19 protein-coding genes are annotated in these 18410 nt (G+C 68.0%); 9 read left to right on the plus strand and 10 right to left on the minus strand.

Annotation, left to right across the window (positions count from 1 at the left end):
• Positions 1 to 2 precede the first annotated feature (2 nt).
• The 3 genes from ACNKW1_RS03420 (at position 3) to ACNKW1_RS03430 (ending at position 2676) form a co-directional block, all read left to right on the plus strand.
• Positions 3 to 395 (plus strand): YchJ family protein, encoded by a 393-nt coding sequence (locus ACNKW1_RS03420; protein WP_418363181.1) that lies wholly within the window; start codon positions 3 to 5, stop codon positions 393 to 395.
• 139 nt (positions 396 to 534) lie between these two features.
• Positions 535 to 918, plus strand: a complete 384-nt coding sequence (locus ACNKW1_RS03425) for a DUF6394 family protein (protein ID WP_418363182.1) — start codon at positions 535 to 537, stop codon at positions 916 to 918.
• Between the two features lie 21 nt (positions 919 to 939).
• Complete coding sequence (locus tag ACNKW1_RS03430; protein ID WP_418363183.1) at positions 940 to 2676, plus strand: potassium channel family protein; 1737 nt, start codon at positions 940 to 942, stop codon at positions 2674 to 2676.
• Positions 2677 to 2683: 7 nt separating this feature from the next.
• Here ACNKW1_RS03430 and ACNKW1_RS03435 read toward each other — a convergent pair whose 3' ends face one another.
• A complete protein-coding gene (locus ACNKW1_RS03435; RefSeq protein WP_418363184.1) occupies positions 2684 to 2902 on the minus strand; it encodes an RNA-binding S4 domain-containing protein in 219 nt (72 codons plus the stop codon).
• Between the two features lie 83 nt (positions 2903 to 2985).
• On the opposite strand from ACNKW1_RS03435, the gene ACNKW1_RS03440 reads away from it, so the two are divergent.
• Positions 2986 to 3900 carry an ATP adenylyltransferase family protein gene (locus ACNKW1_RS03440; RefSeq protein ID WP_418363185.1) on the plus strand — a complete coding sequence of 305 codons (915 nt, stop codon included), beginning with the start codon at positions 2986 to 2988 and terminating at the stop codon, positions 3898 to 3900.
• Here the strand turns inward: ACNKW1_RS03440 and ACNKW1_RS03445 are convergent, their stop codons facing one another.
• The 4 genes from ACNKW1_RS03445 to ACNKW1_RS03460 form a co-directional block, all read right to left on the minus strand.
• Entirely contained in the window at positions 3901 to 4260 is a 360-nt protein-coding gene (locus ACNKW1_RS03445; RefSeq protein WP_418363357.1) for a YkgJ family cysteine cluster protein, read from the minus strand.
• Between the two features lie 204 nt (positions 4261 to 4464).
• On the minus strand, positions 4465 to 5214 hold the full coding sequence (locus ACNKW1_RS03450; protein WP_418363186.1) for a UPF0149 family protein: 750 nt from the start codon (positions 5212 to 5214) through the stop codon (positions 4465 to 4467).
• A gap of 90 nt (positions 5215 to 5304) precedes the next feature.
• On the minus strand, positions 5305 to 6000 hold the full coding sequence (trmB, locus tag ACNKW1_RS03455; protein ID WP_418363187.1) for a tRNA (guanine(46)-N(7))-methyltransferase TrmB: 696 nt from the start codon (positions 5998 to 6000) through the stop codon (positions 5305 to 5307).
• A 16-nt stretch (positions 6001 to 6016) separates the two neighbouring features.
• Positions 6017 to 7069, minus strand: coding sequence for a tRNA dihydrouridine synthase (locus ACNKW1_RS03460; protein WP_418363188.1), 1053 nt, complete (start codon positions 7067 to 7069; stop codon positions 6017 to 6019).
• 200 nt (positions 7070 to 7269) lie between these two features.
• Here ACNKW1_RS03460 and rpmE point away from each other — a divergent pair, with 200 nt between their 5' ends.
• Positions 7270 to 7488 carry a 50S ribosomal protein L31 gene (gene rpmE, locus ACNKW1_RS03465; protein WP_418363189.1) on the plus strand — a complete coding sequence of 73 codons (219 nt, stop codon included), beginning with the start codon at positions 7270 to 7272 and terminating at the stop codon, positions 7486 to 7488.
• A 160-nt stretch (positions 7489 to 7648) separates the two neighbouring features.
• Positions 7649 to 9307 carry an ArnT family glycosyltransferase gene (locus tag ACNKW1_RS03470; RefSeq protein WP_418363190.1) on the plus strand — a complete coding sequence of 553 codons (1659 nt, stop codon included), beginning with the start codon at positions 7649 to 7651 and terminating at the stop codon, positions 9305 to 9307.
• Between the two features lie 9 nt (positions 9308 to 9316).
• Here the strand turns inward: ACNKW1_RS03470 and ACNKW1_RS03475 are convergent, their stop codons facing one another.
• Complete coding sequence (locus tag ACNKW1_RS03475) at positions 9317 to 9490, minus strand: hypothetical protein (RefSeq protein ID WP_418363191.1); 174 nt, start codon at positions 9488 to 9490, stop codon at positions 9317 to 9319.
• 42 nt (positions 9491 to 9532) lie between these two features.
• On the minus strand, positions 9533 to 10081 hold the full coding sequence (gene orn, locus ACNKW1_RS03480) for an oligoribonuclease (protein ID WP_418363192.1): 549 nt from the start codon (positions 10079 to 10081) through the stop codon (positions 9533 to 9535).
• Between the two features lie 122 nt (positions 10082 to 10203).
• Here orn and ACNKW1_RS03485 point away from each other — a divergent pair, with 122 nt between their 5' ends.
• From ACNKW1_RS03485 to rsgA, 3 genes are read left to right on the plus strand one after another with little or no spacing between them, the layout of a single operon-like run.
• The gene (locus tag ACNKW1_RS03485; protein WP_418363193.1) at positions 10204 to 11463 is read left to right on the plus strand and encodes a M48 family metallopeptidase; all 1260 of its coding nucleotides are present in this window, start codon (positions 10204 to 10206) and stop codon (positions 11461 to 11463) included.
• 22 nt (positions 11464 to 11485) lie between these two features.
• Entirely contained in the window at positions 11486 to 11800 is a 315-nt protein-coding gene (locus ACNKW1_RS03490; RefSeq protein WP_418363194.1) for a hypothetical protein, read from the plus strand.
• The gene (gene rsgA, locus ACNKW1_RS03495) at positions 11797 to 12762 is read left to right on the plus strand and encodes a ribosome small subunit-dependent GTPase A (RefSeq protein WP_418363195.1); all 966 of its coding nucleotides are present in this window, start codon (positions 11797 to 11799) and stop codon (positions 12760 to 12762) included. The genes ACNKW1_RS03490 and rsgA overlap by 4 nt, the downstream gene beginning before the upstream one ends.
• Before the next feature lie 7 nt (positions 12763 to 12769).
• Here rsgA and ACNKW1_RS03500 read toward each other — a convergent pair whose 3' ends face one another.
• From ACNKW1_RS03500 to ACNKW1_RS03510, 3 genes are all read right to left on the minus strand, one after another.
• The gene (locus ACNKW1_RS03500) at positions 12770 to 13693 is read right to left on the minus strand and encodes an alpha/beta fold hydrolase (protein ID WP_418363196.1); all 924 of its coding nucleotides are present in this window, start codon (positions 13691 to 13693) and stop codon (positions 12770 to 12772) included.
• 151 nt (positions 13694 to 13844) lie between these two features.
• Complete coding sequence (locus ACNKW1_RS03505; protein ID WP_418363197.1) at positions 13845 to 16256, minus strand: DNA internalization-related competence protein ComEC/Rec2; 2412 nt, start codon at positions 16254 to 16256, stop codon at positions 13845 to 13847.
• A gap of 128 nt (positions 16257 to 16384) precedes the next feature.
• Positions 16385 to 18409 carry a methyl-accepting chemotaxis protein gene (locus ACNKW1_RS03510; RefSeq protein ID WP_418363198.1) on the minus strand — a complete coding sequence of 675 codons (2025 nt, stop codon included), beginning with the start codon at positions 18407 to 18409 and terminating at the stop codon, positions 16385 to 16387.
• Position 18410 lies beyond the last annotated feature (1 nt).

Consider the following 18410-nt stretch of genomic DNA (forward strand, 5'->3'; position numbering starts at 1 on the left):
GCATGAAACCCACCGCCCCCTGCCTCTGCGGCTCCGGCCAGCGCTTTGCACAGTGCTGCGGCCCTGCGCTGTCCGGCGCACACCCGGCGTGCACGGCCGAGGCGCTGATGCGCTCGCGCTACACCGCCTTCGCGCTGTCCGACACGGCCTACCTGCTCGCGAGCTGGCACCCGAGCACGCGCCCGGCCTCGCTCGACCTGGACGAAACGCCGGCGCCGAAGTGGATCGGCCTGCAGGTGCGCGCTCATCGCCCGCTGGACGAAGTCCATGCCGAGGTCGAGTTCATCGCCCGCTGCCGCATCGGCGGCCGCGCCCAACGCCTGCACGAGACCAGCCGCTTCGTGTGCGAGGACGGACGCTGGTACTACGTGGATGGCGACCTCCACCCCGACTGAGCGCGCACCAGCAAGCCCGCCCGGTTCCAACGGGCGGCGCGCGAGACATCGCAATGCGCCAGGCGCATAATCTGCAACACCACCTACCGGGCTCCGCGGCCGTCACACCGGCCTCGACGGGCCCCACCGAAGGAAGATCATGAACCTCGAAAAAGTCATCTTCGGTTTTTTCATCGTGCTCGCCGCCACGCTGAACTTCGGCTTCTTCGTCGGCGACATCGACAACCCCGCGCACCATGACATCTACGAGCTCTTCGCCGCGCTGGTGGTCAGCCTGATCGCCACCGTGCTCAAGTTCGGCGACCGCACGCAGATCGGGGCGATCCACCTGTCCACCAGTCTCGCGGCCGACCTGCAGTTGATCGCGGCAGCCATGGTGTGGGGCTATGCCGCACACGTCGGCGCCGAGGGCGTCACACCCGACATGATGGCCAAGATCGTGTCGCTGTCGGGCGGTGCGCTGTTCGCCAACATGGTGTCGGTGGTGATCCTGATCGCCGAGACGATCATGCAGCGCCGCTGAGCCGGCGACCGGGGCCGCGGCATGCAGAACCTCGCCCACCATCACAGCGTCTTCTTCCTGATCCTTCGGCGCCTGCGCACGCCGCTGATCCTGCTCATCACCCTGTTCTCGATCTCGGTGCTGGGGCTCACGCTCGTTCCCGGGCCGGAGGTCGAGGGCCGGACAAGCTACCTGAGCTTCTTTCACGCCTTCTATTTCATCAGCTACACCGCCACCACGATCGGCTTCGGCGAGGTTCCCTACACCTTCTCCGACGAGCAGCGGCTATGGGTGATGGTGAGCATCTACCTTTCGGTGATCGGCTGGGCCTATACCCTGGGCTCGGTGTTCAGCCTGTTGTCGGACCGCAGCCTGCGCCAGGCAATCGCCATGCAGCGCTTCGTGCGCGCAGTCCGGAGGCTGCGCGAACCCTTCTATCTGGTGTGCGGCTACGGCGAGACGGGTCGCCTGATCTGCGAGGCCCTGGACCGCATGGGCCTGCGCGCGGTCGTGGTGGAGATCGACGAGGGTAAGGTCGGCGAACTCGATCTGCACAACTACGTACTCGACGTGCCTGCGGTGTGCGCCGACGCCGGAAACCCCGAGACACTCAAGTTCGCCGGCCTCACCCACTCCAGTTGCAGGGGTGTGATCGCGCTGACCAACGACGACCACACCAATCTGGCGATCGCGATCTCGGCGCGCCTGCTCGCGCCACGACTGCCTGCACTGTGCCGGGCAGAGAACGACGCCACCGCGGACAACATGGCGTCCTTCGGCACGCGGCACATCATCAACCCCTTCGAGCGCTTCGCCGAGACCCTCGCGCTGTCGCTGCACGCGCCCAAGGCCTCTCAACTGATGAGCTGGCTCACCGGCGTGCCGGGCACAGAGGTCGAGCGCAGGCGCGATCCGCCGCATGGGGAATGGATCGTGTGCGGTCATGGCCGCTTTGGCAGCCAGCTCGTTGAAGCCATGGATTCCGAGGCCGTGCCGGTCACGATCATCGACCTCGACCCCAAGCCCGACGGTCTGCACCGCTGGGTGCAGGGTGATGGCACGGGCGCGAAGTCGCTGCGCGAAGCCGGCGTGGAGGCTGCCACGGGTATCGTGTGCGGCACCAGCTCGGACGCGGACAACCTGTCGATCGCGGTCACCGCGCGCGAGCTGAATCCGGAGCTGTTCATAATCCTGCGCCAGAACCACGAATCCAACCGCGCCCTGTTCGACGCTTTCGACGCCGACATCACGGTGGTGCCCAGCCGCGTCATCGGTCACGAGTGCATCGCCATCCTGAGCACACCGCTGCTCGTTCCCTTCCTGGGCGAGATCCGCGCTCGCGACGAGGCGTGGTGCGGGGCACAGCTCGAGCGCCTAACCGATCGCCTGGGCTGGACCGTACCTGAGGTGCGCAGCGAGCGCATCAACCTGAGCCGCGCACCGGCACTGTACCGGCGCCTCATGCGCGGAGAGACGATCACACTCGAGCAACTGATGCGCTCGCCCTCCGACCGCAGCCGCGGGCTGGACTGCGAGGTGATCTACCTGGAGCGCGACGACGACGACCACCTGCTGGTGCCGGAACCCGGCACCCGGGTCCGTGCCGGCGACGAGTTCCTGCTGGCGGGCACGCGGGCCGCACTCGACGATATCGGCCTGATCATCGCCAACGAGCACACCCTGGCCTACATCCTCACCGGCGAGGATCTGCCCGGAGGCTGGGTCTGGGAGAAATTCTCCCGCCGCGCGCGCGCAGCCGCTGCCCCGCACTTGCCCTGAACGATGTTCAGTCCTGCTGCATGAGCGTGATCTCCGCGCCGGCGTAGCGCACCTTCTGCCCGGGGCGCAGCTTGGCACGCTTGCGCATCTCGACCTTGCCGTCCACCCGCACCTGCCCCTGCTCCACCGCAGCATGCGCCGCGCCCCCCGAATCCACGAGGCCGGCGGCCTTCAGCAGTTGATCGAGCTGAATGTATTCGCCGCGCACGGCAAAGGAAGTGTTCATCGCGTTCTCCTGGTGGCCTGCGCGACGCCGCGCGCACCCGCCCTCATGTCAAAATGGCGGCATTGTCTCCCCGACTCGAGCGCATGACCAGCACAGCCCACCCAGCCCCTGCGCAATTCGCTGAAACTGAGGTCGAAGACCTGATCGAGCGCGCCGACCGCTGCATCGCTGCGGCGCTGGAGCGCGGCGCCCTGGAACCCATCCGCACCGAACAGGACTGGCTGGAACAGGCCGGACTGCGCTTCTCCGTGCGCTGGGTGTCATCGCTGGCGCTCAAGGACCGCGCCCGCGTCGATACGGTGACCCGGCGACGCGCCGACTTCAACCCTTTCCTGCCGCCCGAAGCCGCGCTCACCGTCGCCAAGCTGGGCGACGACCACCTCTTGGTGCTGAACAAGTTTCCGGTGATCGAGCGCCACCTGCTCGTGATCACGCGTGACTTCGAGGACCAGAGCTGCCCGCTCACCGTGGCTGACTTCGATGCCCTGGGCAGCATCATCGCCACCCACGGCGGCCTAGGTTTCTATAACGGCGGCCGGGTCGCGGGGGCCAGCCAGGCGCACAAGCATCTGCAGTGGGTACCCGCGAGTGCGAGCCGGCTGGACAGTTTCATCCCGGCGCCGCAGCCTGGCCACACGGTCCCGGCCGGGGCAGCGTTCTGCAATCCGGCCCTGCCCTGGGCCCACGCCTTCGTCCGCCTCGACCCGACCTGCTGGCACGCGCCCAGCTCCCCCGGCACAGCCCTGCACGCCGCCTTTGCCCACGCCTGCAGCCAACTCGGCATGGCATGCAACGACGATCCGATGCCGGCCTACAACCTTCTGCTCACGAGACAGGTGATGCTGGTGGTACCGCGCACACTGGAGAAGTGGCGGGACGTGTCGATCAATTCACTCGCCTACGCAGGGTCGCTCTTTGTGCGCGACCGCGCCCAGATCGAAGCGCTGCGCACAACCGGCCCGCTCACGGTGCTGACGAGCGTGGGCCACCCGCGCTGATCAGGCCGCGCGCGGAAGCGGCGCATGCGGTAGCGGCGGCAGACCAATCATCGCGCGCAGCTCATCACACTTGGGGTTGGGCGTGCCGTCCTCGAAGTACACCGGAAATTCGCGACAGGGCGAGGGCCGGTTCTCGTAGATCGAACACGACACCGCCTTGCCGACTTCGCCGGTAAGCGCCGAACAGCGCCGCGGCACCTGATTGTTGCCCTTCATGCAGCGCAGGTTGTGGTTGAGCTTTTCGGTCATGTCCGCAGGTACGTAGCCACCGGGCGTGTCGTCCGCCTCGGCCCAGTAGAAGGAGATGCGGAAGTGCGTGCAGCAGATGCCGCAGTCTAGGCAGGGGTTGTAGGCGTCCATGATCGGGGGCGGAGTGCGCGAGGCGAGCGGTACGCGCGGCATGCGCGGAGCGCATGCTCGCAGCGCACTCAGGCGCTCTCGCGGGGTTGTTCGGCGCGCGGATTCTAGCGCTTCCGCGGCGCCGTTCAAGCCCCCGAATTTCTTTTTTTATTCAATGACCTAAAGAGTTTTTGCGCAAAACTCTTCAGGCATGGAGAGCGTGCCTCAGGCGCTCTCTGCGCCGCAGCACTTCTTGAACTTCTTGCCGCTTCCACACGGGCAGGGGTCGTTGCGTCCCGGCCCGCCTGCTGCCGGCTTGCGCGGCGCCTCGGCCGAGAGCGCTTCCGCCGGCGGCAGGCCGAGATCGCGCCAGTGTGCGTAGACGTCATTGACCGCCTCACCTACCGCAGTGAGCCAGCCCAGGCGGGTGTCGTCGTCGGCCTTCGCCGCGCCCTCCTCGCCCCAAGGGGCGAGCACCTCGTCCAGCGTCGCGCGTACCGCCTCGACGGCGTCCTCATCCAGCCCTTCTTCCCAGCCCTCGGGCCACAGGTCCAGGCCCTGCGCAAAACCGTCGATCCAGGCTTCACCCAGCTTGAGGCCGTCGCCTTCCGCCACCGCGAAGCAGAAGGGTTCCCAGCAGGCTTCGTCCTCGTCGTCCAGACCCAGCGTGGAGAGCAGTTCGTTGTGGTAGGCCTTGACCAGGCGGATCGCACGCTGCAGCGCGCTACCCGAGCCGAAGTCCGCCTCATCGCCGTGGGCGGACCACACGCCCGGCAGCCAGCGCTCGGGCGGAATCGCACGCGGCGATATCAGCACGCCGGCCAGGTAGCCGTCGAGCATCTCGAGGTCCATGCAGTCCTCGGGCACCACATCCGAGGTGAGGATCTCCTCGAGTGCCTCGAAGTCCTCCTCGGTCATCTGTTCGCCCTGCATGGCGGGGAGGGCTGCAGCGTCGTCGCGAATATCGTCGTTCATCGTGTTCTCCGGTAATGGGGGCTAGCGTGGCGCAAGCGCGCACAGGGGGCAAGTCGGATCATCTCTTCGCCGCCGGACATCCGGCGCGGCTCAGGCACCGGGTGGCGTCCCGCACCCCAGCCCAAGGTCAAGCTCGAGGCGGTACAGCGCCTGTCCGGAATCGCGGTATTTGCGCTCGAACGGCGTGAGCGGCACCTCAGCCGTGAAGGGCGCCCACCCCACCGGGCGACCGGTGACCTCGCCCAGCGCGAGCGCGAACTCCTCGACGTACACCTGCCAGTTGCTGCGGCATTCGAGCACACCGCCGAGGCGCGGAATCCAGGGAAACACGGGGTGGGCATGCCAGCGGCGACCCAGGTGCCCGATCTTGGGCCAGGGGTTGGGATAAAGGATGTAGTGGCGCGCCAGGCGCAGGCCAGCGTCGTCGAGCAGACGCCAGAAATCCACCAGATCCGCACGCACGAACACCATGTTTCGCGGCAACAGGGCCTCCGGGTAGGGCTTGCGCCGGTTGAGGCGGTCTTCCGACTGGTCCACGCCCATCACCCAGTGATCCGGGTGAGCGCGCGCAATCTGGATGGTGCTGTGCCCCACTCCGCAGCCGGCATCGAGGATCAGGGGCGCCTTGCCGTCCCAGCCGGCGAGGGCGTGTTCGAGTGCGGCACGGTTGTAGTCGGCATAGGGTTTGCGGAAGGGTTGCATCAGGTGCTTGCGCACGCGCTCGCGCAAGGCGTCGTGAACGCCGGCTTGGGCGCTCTGCGGGATGCGGGAATTGGCGTAGCTCATCGTCGTTCCGTAGGTCTCATGCTGCCCGCGCCATGGCTTTGAGCGCGAGCGGAGGGTGCTCGATCCGCTGCCAGGGATCGCCCGCCGGCGCATCGCCGGGTTGCGGAGCGTGGATGCCGTGGCGCTGCAGCTCTGCCGCCACTTCGGGCAGGCTGCGCAGCGGGCGGATGCATGCGAACAGCGCACGCGCAGCCTCGTGCCTGCGCGCGAGCATCTGCACCCATTGCTTGATGCGCCCCGGCGCATGCCGAGCCTCGACCTTGCGCTGTACCCCCTGGACGAACTCGCCGATCAACGGGCGCAGGGCCTGCCATTCGGCAGCGCGCTCATCGGCGTCGGGTTCGTCGAGGCCCCCGGCCCGAATGCGGCACGCGAGGAAAGGGTCGGCGACCGCACCGCGCCCGAGCATGACGTCCGCCACGCCCGACACCTCGCGGCAACGCACCCAGTCCTGCGCCGTCCACACCTCGCCATTGGCCACCACCGGCACCGGCACCGCGGCGGCGATGCGCGCCACCCACTCCCAGTGCGCAGGCGGGCGGTAACCGTCCGCCTTGGTGCGTGCATGCACCACCAGCCACTGCGCGCCGCCATCGGCCAGTGCCTGCGCACACTCCTGTGCGCGCCCGGCATCCCGCACGCCGAGCCGCATCTTGGCGCTGAGCGGCATGCCGGGCGGCAGCGCCGCGCGCACGGCCTGCGCGATGCGCCACAGCAGCTCGGGTTCGTCCAGCAGCGCCGCGCCGCCGCCGTGGCGATTCACCGTGGGCGCAGGGCAGCCAAAGTTGAGGTCGATCCCGGGCGGATTCAGACGCGCCAGCCTTGCGGCATTGGCCGCCATGCATGCGGGATCCGAGCCCAGCATCTGCACATGCACCGGCGTCCCCGCCACTGTGCGCCCCCCGCGGTCGAGTTCGGGCACGATGCGGCGGAAGAAGCGGTCCGGCAGCAGCGTGCCGGAGACGCGCGCGAACTCGCTCACCGCATGGTCGTAGCCGCCCACGCGCGTCAGCGCCACGCGCAGCACATCGTCCAGCAAGCCTTCCATCGGCGCGAGCAGCAGGCGCATCCAATCTCCCGAACACCGCCGCCGGCGCGGCAAAGTGCGCGATTGTAGCGCCGCCCGGGCGGGGGAACGGCCCAACGGGCGTTTTTTGCTGCTGTTTTCCTGCTGTTTTCCTTGCCAGCGGCGCGCAAGTGCACGATAATCCAGCGCTTTACGGCCTCAGGGTGGTCACATCCGCCACCCGCTCGATTCAGGAACACACCATGAAAGCAGACACCCATCCCAAATACGAAGACGTGAACGTGACCTGCTCCTGCGGCAACACCTTCGTCACCCGCTCCACGCTGGGCAAGCCCCAGTACCACGTCGAAGTCTGCTCCGCCTGCCACCCGTTCTATACCGGCAAGCAGAAGATCGTCGACACCGCCGGTCGCGTCGAGCGCTTCCGCCAGAAGTACGGCAACGTTCAGCGCGCCAGCTGAGTTGCAGGATCCCGCCGTGCAGGCGCGCATCGGTGATGCGCGCACACCGGCCCGGAGCCCCACACGAAAAGGCAGCGCAAGCTGCCTTTTTTAGTTTGCGCGTGCGCCGCGAAACCGCGCAGCCTTGGTCTTCACGCGCACTTCGCCGCACAATGCCCGCATGATCCGCGACCCCGCCACGCCCACCACGTTCCAGCGCCGTATCTACGGCACCGTCGGCCTGACGGTGCTGATCGGGTTGTACCTGCTCGTGGGACTGACATCGCACGATCCCTGGCGGGGCGACGACGCACGGCACTTCGGCCCGGTACTCGCCATGCTGCAGGGCGAATCCTGGCTTTTTCCCTTTCTCGCCGGCGCACCACTGGCTGAGCACCCCCCGCTCTATCACTGGGTCGCCGCTGCCTTCGCCTGGCTGACCGGTAGCCTGCTGCCCGCGCATGCCGGCGCCCGCCTGGCAAGCGCCTTCTTCGTCGCGCTCGCGGTGTTCTGGGTGGCGCGGACTGCGGAGTCGCTGTACGGGCGGCCGGTGCGCACGCCCGCAGCGCTGCTCACACTCGGCGCCCTGGGTCTGGTGCTGCACGCACACGAGACCCAGCCCCTGCTCGCGGTATTCGCCATGCTCGCACTCACGCTGCGCGGGCTTGCCGAAATGGCCGAGCGGCCCCTCACCGGCAGCCTCAAGGCCGGCGTCGGCAGCGGCCTCGCCTTTCTCTCCGGTGGCCTCGGCGGCCTGCTCATTACCCTTCCGCTGCTGCCGCTAGCCGTGCTGCTGTGCGCAGAATGCCGCACGCCACGCGCGAGCGGTGCCTTGCTGCTGGGGCTTTGCGTAGCGCTGGCGATCACGACGGTCTGGCCGCTCGCCCTGCACCTGAACCAGCCCGAGTTGCTCGAGTTATGGCTCCGCACCGAGTGGGCGCGCCTGAGTACGCCCGGGCTCAGCACCGCAAAGTTGCCCGGCGCCCTGGAACTGGCGGGATGGTTCCTCTGGCCGCTGTGGCCGGTGGCCTTGTGGGCACTCTGGCGCGGCCGGCGCCGGCTGACCCAGCCGGCAATGATGCTGCCGCTGAGCAGCATTCTGCTTGTGGCGCTGTGGTTCGTGCTCGATGGCGACCTCGCCCAGGCCCGGATGACGGTGCTGGTGCCCGCCGTCGCGCTGCTCGCCGCGACGGGTGTAAGCACGCTGCGCCGAGGAGCCGCGAGTGCCTTCGACTGGTTCTCGCTGATGAGCCTTGCGGTCTTCGGCGTGCTGGTTTGGCTGGCCTGGAGCGCACAGACGGCTGGCTGGCCGCCCGGACTGGCGCGCCACGTCGCCCGCAACGCCCCCGATTTCGTACTGCCCGACAGCGAATACCGCCTCGTCGTCGGGGTGATCATCACGCTGACGTGGATCGTGCTGATCGCACGCCTGCCGCGCTCGCCCTCCCGCGCCCCGGCAAACTGGGCCATCGGCCTGGCCATGCTGTGGTGCCTCGCGGTGACACTGCTGATGCCCTGGTTCGACCACGGGCGCAGCTACCGCGAAATGGTCGGCTCGCTGGAGATCGCAGTGAGGGGTGAGCGCAGCGCGCAACCGGGCGCATGCATCGCGGGCAGCGGCCTGACCGACGCGCTGCGCACCTCGATGGACTACTACGCCGCCCTGCGCGTCGAACGCCCGCAGGACGGCGCCACAAACTGCCCGCTGCTGCTGATCGACACCGAGCGTGCGGAAACCGTGCAGGCCCTGTCGCACAAATGGGAGGCGGTGTGGGAGTACAGCCGCGGTGCCGGCAAGCGGACCGAAGGCTACCGGCTTCTGCGCCGCGTCACCGAATGAGCCGCAGCCTCAGCCGTAGATCTTGCACATCCCCGGCATGCTGACCGGATTCGAGAAGTAGCCCAGCACACTGAAGAACAGCGACAGCAGCAGCAGTATCAGCAACAGCCGCCGATGCCGGCGCACCCAAGCCACCAGCCCGGCGACCCAGCCGGAGAACCCGGGCGGACGCGGTGTGTTCATCGGACCGTGACCGTCATATCCTGCACCGTGTGCCACCCGGCCTCATTCGAGGCGCAGGAAATGATCCCGGTAATGACGCAGTTCGGCGATCGACTCATGGATATCGGCGAGTGCGGTATGGCTGCCGGCCTTCTTCACGCCCTCGTACACTTCAGGCCGCCAGCGCCGCGCGAGCTCCTTGATCGTGGACACGTCGAGGTTGCGGTAGTGGAACCAAGCCTCGAGTTGCGGCATCCAGCGCGCCATGAAGCGGCGGTCCTGGCACACCGAGTTGCCGCACATCGGCGAGGTGCGCGCCGGCACGTACTGCTGCAGGAATGCAAGCATCTGCGCCTCGGCCTGCGCTTCCGACAGCGTCGAGGCGCGCACGCGATCAATCAGCCCGCTCTTGCCGTGCGTGTTGCGGTTCCACTCGTCCATGGCATCGAGCACGCTGTCCGGCTGATGCACGGCGATCACGGGCGATTCGGCAATCACCTCCAACGACTCGTCGGTCAACACCACGGCCATCTCGATGATGCGGTCGCGGTCGGGTTCAAGGCCGGTCATCTCCATGTCCAGCCATATCAGGGTCTTCGGGTCCTGTGCCATAATCGTTCGGCCTATGTGAGCACCAAAGCGGGTACCTCGGCGGGCACCCCGGGTGCGAAACAATCAAGGGCGCGATTGTGTCACAGTTCCTGCCCGCTTCCTGCATCACCCACGGAACCTAGATGAACGCCCCTGATTCCTTCAGCCTCCTGTTCCTGCTCGCACTCGGCGCCGGCCTGATCGTGCGACTGTGGCTGCTGCACCGCCACGCCTGGCATGTGAAGGCCCACCGCGATACGGTGCCCTCCAGCTTCGCCGGCGCGATTCCACTCGCCTCGCACCAGCGTGCCGCCGACTACACCTTCGAGCGCGCACGCCTGGGTGCCATCGACGCGGTCGCCGGGGCTGCGCTGACACTGGCGCTGACACTGGGCGGCGGCCTGGACATACTGCACACGCTGTGGGCGCAGTTGCTCGTGCCTGGCGAGATCGCACACGGGGTGGCACTGCTTGCCAGCCTTGGCGTGGTGGGCTGGGCCGTCGAGCTGCCGTTTGCGCTGGTACGCACCTTCGGCATCGAGCGTCGCTACGGTTTCAACCGCATGACCCCGCGGCTGTTTGCCACCGACATGCTGCGCGAAGGGGCGCTGGCGGTCGTGATCGGCTTGCCGCTTCTCGGGGCGCTGCTGTGGATCACGCAGTCCATGGGAGCGTTGTGGTGGTTCTGGGTGTGGCTTTTCTGGCTTGGCTTCAACCTGCTCGTGATGGTGGTGTGGCCCACGTTCATCGCCCCCCTGTTCAACACCTTCACCCCGCTCGCCGACGAAGCCCTGAAGGCACGTGTCGAAGCGCTGCTCCAGCGCTGCGGCTTTCGCGCCAGCGGCGTGTTCGTGATGGACGGCTCGCGCCGTTCCGCACACGGCAACGCATACTTCACCGGGCTGGGTGCGACCAAGCGCATCGTGTTCTTCGATACGCTGCTCGACAAGCTCGAGCCCGACGAAGTCGAGGCGGTCCTCGCGCACGAGCTCGGCCATTTCCGCCGCCGGCACCTGCTCAAGCGACTGGCCGTGCTGGCGCCCGCCAGCCTCGCCCTGCTCGGCCTGCTCGGCTGGCTGATGAGCCAGCCCTGGTTCTTCAGCGGCCTGGGCATGCGCGCACAGGACATGGCGAGCGCCTTCGCGCTGTTTTTCATCGCCCTGCCGGTATTCACCTTTCCGCTCGCGCCGGTGCTGAGCCACTGGTCGCGCACGCACGAGTTCGAGGCCGACGACTACGCCGCGCGCCAGACCCGCGCCGAGGCGCTGGTCCGCGCACTCGTCAAGCTCTACCGCGACAACGCGGCGACGCTGACGCCGGACCCGCTCTACTCCCGCTTCTTCGATTCCCACCCGCCCGCCGCGCTGCGGGTGGCGATGCTGCAGTCAAGACAGTCGGCATGACCACGATAGAGAGGAGACAGACATGAACAGGACGACCCTTGCCGCGATGCTGGCCCTCGGCCTTCCCTTCGCCGCGCACGCCGACCCCTTCCCCGGCGCAGATCATGCACAGGCCATGGACATGCACAAGCGCATGTGTGTCGAGTGCCACGAGCAACGCTTCGGCGGCGAGGAGGGTTCGGCAATCTACCTGCGCCCTGATCGCCGCGTGAGTTCGCCCAGCGCGCTATCCCAGCAGCTGACCGCCTGCACGACGATGCTCAACCTCGACCTGTTCCCCGAGGACGAGCACCACCTCGCCGGCTATCTCAACAGCAAGTACTACAGGTTCGAGTGAGAACACGCGCACGCCCCGGCTCATCGAGCCCCCACCGGACGCACGGACGTATCGTCGCCGCCTTCGGCCGCCACTACGAGGTCGACACCGCCGCCGGCCACCTGCAGTGCTACCCGCGCGGCAAGAAAAGCAGCTACGCCTGCGGCGACGAGGTGGAGGTCGTGCCCGGTGGAGATGGCCAGGGCGTGATCGAGGCGCTCACCCCGCGACGCAACCTGCTGTGGCGTTCGGACGCGTTCCGCGAGAAGCTGATCGCCGCCAACCTCAGCCACATCATCATCGTGGTGGCGACCGAACCCGGGTTCTCCGACCTGCTGGTATCGCGCTGCATCGCAGCGGCCGAGAGCCAGGGCATCACGCCCCTGATCGTTCTCAACAAGGCCGACCTGACGAACCGGCTCGCCGGCGCGCGCAGGCAGCTGGAGCCCTTCGCCCGGCTCGGTTACGAAGTGCTCGAAGTCTCCGCGCTCGAGGGTGCCGATGGACTTCGGCGGCGCCTGAGTGGGTTGCGGGCGATCTTCGTCGGCCAGTCGGGCATGGGCAAATCGACGCTGACCAACGCCATCATCCCCGAGGCGCAGGCCGCCACGCGCGAAATTTCGGACGCGCTGGACTCAGGCAAGCATACGACCACCTTTGCCCGCCTGTATCCGCTACCGGCAATACCCGAAGGCCAAGGGAAGGAGAACGGCACGGGCGATGCGGGCTGGCTGATCGACAGCCCCGGACTGCAGGTGTTCGGCCTCGCTCACCTGTCCGCGGACGATCTGGCCGAGGCCTTCGTGGAGTTCCGCCCCCACCTCGGGCACTGCCGCTTCCGCGACTGCCGGCACGACAGCGAGCCGGGCTGCGCACTGCTCGCTGCGCTGGAAGCGGGCGAGATCCACGCCCGACGCTGGGAACATTTCTGCACGATCCGCGGCGAGATCGCAGAGGCGCGCCGCCTGAACCCGGGCTGGTGAAAGGCGCTCAGTCTGCCAGCAGGAACGCACGCACCACGCTGATCTGCGCCGGATCCATCAGCATCGGCGCATGGCCGACGCCGGGAAACTCCACCGTCTGGGCGCACGGCCCACGCCCGGCCATGGCGGCAAATGTGCCGCGCTCGAGCAGGTCGGACTCGGCGCCGCGCAGCGCCAGTGTCGGGCAGCGCACACCTTCATAGATCGGCCACAGATCGACGTCGGACACGATGGGCGTATTGCGGAAGGCATCGCCGATGCCCGGGTCATACACCATGCGGAACCCCCCTTCGCCGTCGTCGGTGGCGCCCACCGAATAGCGGGTGAGATGCTGCCACTGTGCGTCGGACAGCGGGCCGAAGGGCGCGCTCACCTGGCGGATGTAGCGCTCCGCAGCCCCGATGTCGGGAAACCGGGGCGCAGTGCCCACGTATTGCCCGATGCGGATCAGTGACGAGGCGGTGATCACCGGGCCGACATCGTTCAGCACCAGGCGCGTGATCGGCGTCTGGGGCTGGCTGGCGAGCAGCATCCCGATGATGCCCCCCATCGAGGTTCCGACCCAGTGCACCGTCTCCACGTCGAGTCGGGCAATCAGCGTCACCATGTCGGAGAGATAGACCGGAAAGCCGTAGTCCGTCTTCACCCCCAGCCACTCGCTGCGTCCGCGCCCGACCACATCCGGGCACACCACGCGATACTCCCCCGCCATCGCCCGGGCGAGCTCGTCGAAGTCGCGCCCGTTGCGGGTCAACCCGTGCACGCACACCAGCACGCGCGGATTCTGCGGATCACCCCATTCGGTGTAGGCCATGCGGTGCAGGCCATGCGGCCCCATGCACTGTACGCTGCGCTCGCGCGGCGAGCCTGCGGAGCGCGGGGTAGCCGGGGCCGGCGTGAAGAGACTTCGGAGCGAATCGAACAGGGACATGATGAGGAGGCGCGCTGCGCAGTCGGGTAGCCGGGCTTCAAGTCTAGCCCGAAGCGGCACCTTCCCGCAGGAAGGAAGCACCGCAAAAGGAGGAGCTACCCGCGCAGCGCTGGCGGGCTGCCCCCGCCCTCAGCCGCCCTCCTGCCCACACTCAGCGCCCGTGCCAGTAGCGTTCACCCGACACCCGCGCGGCAGACACCGACACCCCCTCTTCTACGCGGTCGCTCACGTCGATGCGGATCGCCCCCTGCGCATCCGTGCGCCAATTGCGCGCACCCACATCCGCCCAGCGTGCCCACACCTCGGGGTGTGGATGGCCAAAGGCGTTGCCATGGCCTGCCGTATGGACCACATGCTCGGGCAGTACCGCATCGACAAAGCGCGCTGATGAAGCGGAGCGGCTGCCATGATGTGCGCTCACCACCACCTCGGCGCGCAGGCCATCTTCCCCGTGTGAAGCAAGCAGCGACGCCTCGACCCGGATGCCGATATCCCCCGGAAGAAGAAGGCTCCCGCCTGCGCCACGCACGCGCAGCACGCATGAGGCATCGTTATCGTTGCCCGGCGGCCGCGATGAATCCGCCCCCTGCGATGGATGCAGGAACTCGAACAGCACGCCATCCCACGCCCAGGACTGACCTGCCGCACAGGCCATTCGTACGGGTACGGCGACCGCACGAGGCCGTCCCTTCATCCTGTGCTCATGCGCACCCGGCACAGCCTCGGTCTGCCCGGCGATCACCTCGGCCACCGGCACACCGGCCAGCACCGAGGCCGCGCCCCCGACGTGATCGGCATCGGCATGGGAGAGCACCAGCCGATCCAGCCTGCGCACACCAGAAGCGCGCAGATAAGGCAGGATCACCCGCTCGCCCGCGTCACTCGCGGAACCCCAGGCAGGCCCGGCATCGAACAGCAGGTCGTGCGAACGCGTCTGCACATGCACCGCAAGGCCCTGCCCGACATCGAGCACCTGCGCGACGAATCCGCCCTGCGCGGGCCGCGAAGGCTGCCACACGAGCAGACTCGCCAGCACGAGCGGAGCGGCCACCCGTCCTGGCGTGCCCCGAGGCAACAGCAGCGCCGCCACGGCCGCAAGCCCCACCGCAGTCAGCCATGGAGGCGGCGGAGCGTGCTCGTGAAAGGCATAAGGCAACGCCGCCATCCATTCCAGCGCCTTCATCATCAGGCCCGCCACGGCATCCGCGGGCGCCAGCAGCACAGGATGCGGCCAGGCGATGGCGAGCAAGGTCAGCGGCGCGATGACCAGACTGACGAGCGGCACTGCAAGCAGGTTCGCCAGCGGTGAAACGAGCGGAAAGGACTGGAACTGCGCGATCAGCAGCGGCATCAGGGCGAAGCTCACTGCGAGCTGGATGCGGACCGCCGCACGCCAGCCGCGCACCGCATGCGGCCGGCCGCCGAGCGTTGCCAGAATCACCGCGACCGCACCGAAGGACAGCCAGAACCCTGCCGACAGCACCGCCCATGGATCCACCACGAGCACCCCCAGCAAGGCCAGCGCGAGCACCTGAGAGGGCGCCACCGAGCGCCCGCCGAACAGCGCGAGCACAGCCGCGAGCAGCATCAGCCACGCGCGCTGCACCGGGATTCCCAGACCGGAGAGCAGCGCATAGCCCCCTGCAGCGATGAGCGCACCCAGTGCAGCCGCCTTCTGTGCAGGACAGCGCAGCGCCAGCACCGGAGCACGCCGCCAGACCGCCCCCAACGCACCACCGCACAGCAGGCCGACCAGTGCAACATGCAGGCCGGAGATGGACACCAGATGCCCGACGCCCGTGCGGCGGAAGATGTCCCACTGCGCGGGGGATATCTCACCGCGCTCCCCTACGGCCAGCGCCACCAGCAGACCGGTCTGTTCACCAGCAGGAAGCGCCGCGTGGAGCGCATCGCGCACCCGCGCCCGCAGACGGTGCACATGATGCATGAACCGGTCGGGCTCCGGGTCGAGCAGCACCGCCTTGCCGCGGACGTATCCGGTGGCGCGGACACCGCGCCCGAGTTGCCAGGCCTCCTGATCGAAACCGCCGGGGTTGGCCAGGCCGCGCGGGCGGCGCAGGCGCACCTCGAACGACCACTGCTCGCCGGCCTGAAGCGCGGGCGGCAATGCTCCCGTCCGCCGGTCGGGGTACCAGGAGAGCTCCGCGCGGGAAGGCAGGCCGGGGAGAGACGGATCGAGCTCGAACACGAAACGCCAACCACCCTCGCGCGCGCTGGGGAGACCGGCCACGCGCCCGTGCACGACGACGTCGACGCCCTCGAGCGCACTGCCAAGCTGGTCCTGCAGCCGCAGCTCGGCGCGCCAGGCGGTCCACGAGACCCCTGCACCGAAGGCCAAGGCCGCCATTGCCATCCCCATCGCCACGGAAAATCCTGCGCAACCGCGCGCACCGGAGCACCGGGCACGCAGCAACGCGCACGCCAGCGTGGACGGCACGGCGAGCAGCAGCACAGCCAAACCTGCCACCAGCCAGCCGTCCAGCGCTGCGCGCGTCTGCACCAGGCACACGCCAGAAAGGAAGGCTGCCGCGAAGATCTTCATGCCCGAATAATGCCGAAGGCATGTTCAAGGCGCTACTGGACAGCACTTTCCGCCTGCCTTGTACCCTCCTGCGAGCCAAAACAAAAGCCGCTCCGAAGAGCGGCCTGGCAGACGCTGCAGCCCTGCGCTCAGACCCTGAACCGGCTCGCCTGCTGGCGCAGTGCGCTGGCCAGCGCCTCCAGGGTCTCTGCCGTCGACGCCGTCTCGCGCACCGTACCGCTGTTGTGCTCGGCCATGTCGGCGATACGCTCAATATTGCGAGCAATCTGCGTGCTCGCCTGGCTCTGCTCGTTGAGTGCGGTCGAGATCTCGCGCACCGCATCGAGCACCTGCCCGGCACCGGTGCTGATCTGCGCCATCGACGCCCCGGCGCGGTTGCTCATCTCGACACCATCGCGCACCCGCGTCACGCCCTGCTGCATGGTTTCCACGGCACGCTCGGTCCCCTGCTGGATCGCCACCACCATGCCGCTGATCTCCTGCGTGGCCAGCGAAGTACGTTCCGCGAGCTTGCGCACCTCGTCGGCCACCACTGCGAAGCCACGGCCGCTTTCGCCCGCGCGTGCGGCCTCGATCGCCGCATTGAGGGCGAGCAGGTTGGTCTGGTCCGCAATGTCGCGGATCGCATCGACGATGGTGCTGATCTGGTGCGATTTTTCGCCCAGCGCCTGGATCGCCTCGCTCGACATATCGACCGCCTGCGCGATGCGCTCCATCTCGGCGACCGACTTCTGCATCACCTCGCGCCCTTCCGCCGAGAGCCTGCCCGAGTCCTCGGCCAGTTGCTGGGCAGTGGCGGCGTGATGGGCAATCCCATCGACCCCGCTCGACATCTCCTCGACCGCGGCGGCCACACCCGAGGCGGCATCGCTCTGCGTCTCGGAGCCCTCCAGCACCTGCCGTGCAGACGCGTTGAGCTCGGTCGCGGCGCTGCCCACCTTTTCTGCGCCTTGCTGAATCTCGCGAATCAGGCCGGAGACCTGATTCGCCATGGCGTTGAACTGGTTTGCCACCTCGGCAAGCTCGTCATGCGCGGAGAACACCACCCGCACCCGATAATCCCCCGCGGCAAAGGCCTGCGCCCCAGCCGAGAGCTCGCGCACCGAGCGCAGGATCGCCAGATAGACGCCGATGAACAGATAGGCCGCGAGCACCATCGCCACCGCCGAGATGACGATCTGCGTCATCAGCCGCTGGTTGAGCGACGACAGGCGCGCCTCCAGCAGGCGACCGGTTTCGGGACGCAGCACCTGGTCGAAGTTGCGCACCGCGGTGTCGATCGCTCCGGTGACGAGTTCGAAGAAGGCCGCCGAGCTGATCGTGAAGCGCTGGTCGAGCACCTCCTGCTCGGCGGTCGTGCGCACCTGCGCCACCGCGCTGGAAATCTCCTGCCCCATCGTACCCAGGCGCCCTGACAGGGCCGCATTGGCGCGCGCGGTGCGCTGCAGACGCTCGAGCAGTGCGGATTCTGCGCGGTTGATCTCCGCAAGCAGGGAGACGACGCCATACTCGTCCGTGCGCAGCAGTTCGCGCCGCGCGACGATGTTCGTGCCACGTGCGCGCAACTGGCCCAGACGTTCGCTGAGTTCCGGCAACGTCTGCAGCATCGGCGCGATGAGGTTTGCGCTCGCCTGCTCAGGGTCCAGGGCCAGACCGGATACGTCACCCAACTCCCCGAGCCAGCGCAGCATCAGCCCGATGGTCTGGGTGTGTGCAGCGAAGTTCTCCGGGCCGCTCAGGCGAAGGCCGGTGTCAGCCAGGGCAAGAAGCTCGGCGCGCGGCTTCTCCCAGCCTGGCTTGAGCACGGCCCAGGCAGGGTCGGCGGCGATCGCTGCATCAAGCGCGTTCATCGCAGCCTTCAGCTCGACGGCCTTCTGCTCGCGCCGCGGCACGAGGTCGCTGGACCCGCCGAGCACGCCGGCAGAGAGGCCGCGGTGCTGCTGGGTCTTGAGGATGACCGCGAAACCGGCATCGAAGAGCTCGAGTCCGGCGATCTCCTGCTGGGTGACCCGGATCTCCTCGCGCAGGCTGGTGAAGATCTGCGACAGCAAGACCAGCGAGGCCGCCGCACAGACGAGAATGATGAGACCGAACTTGAACGGATAGCTGAGCCTGTCAAGCAGGCGGATGGCGGGCAGGAAGAGCAGTTTCATC

It is taken from the genome of Thauera sp. WH-2, from assembly GCF_048321015.1.
Taxonomy (GTDB): Bacteria; Pseudomonadota; Gammaproteobacteria; order Burkholderiales; family Rhodocyclaceae; genus Thauera.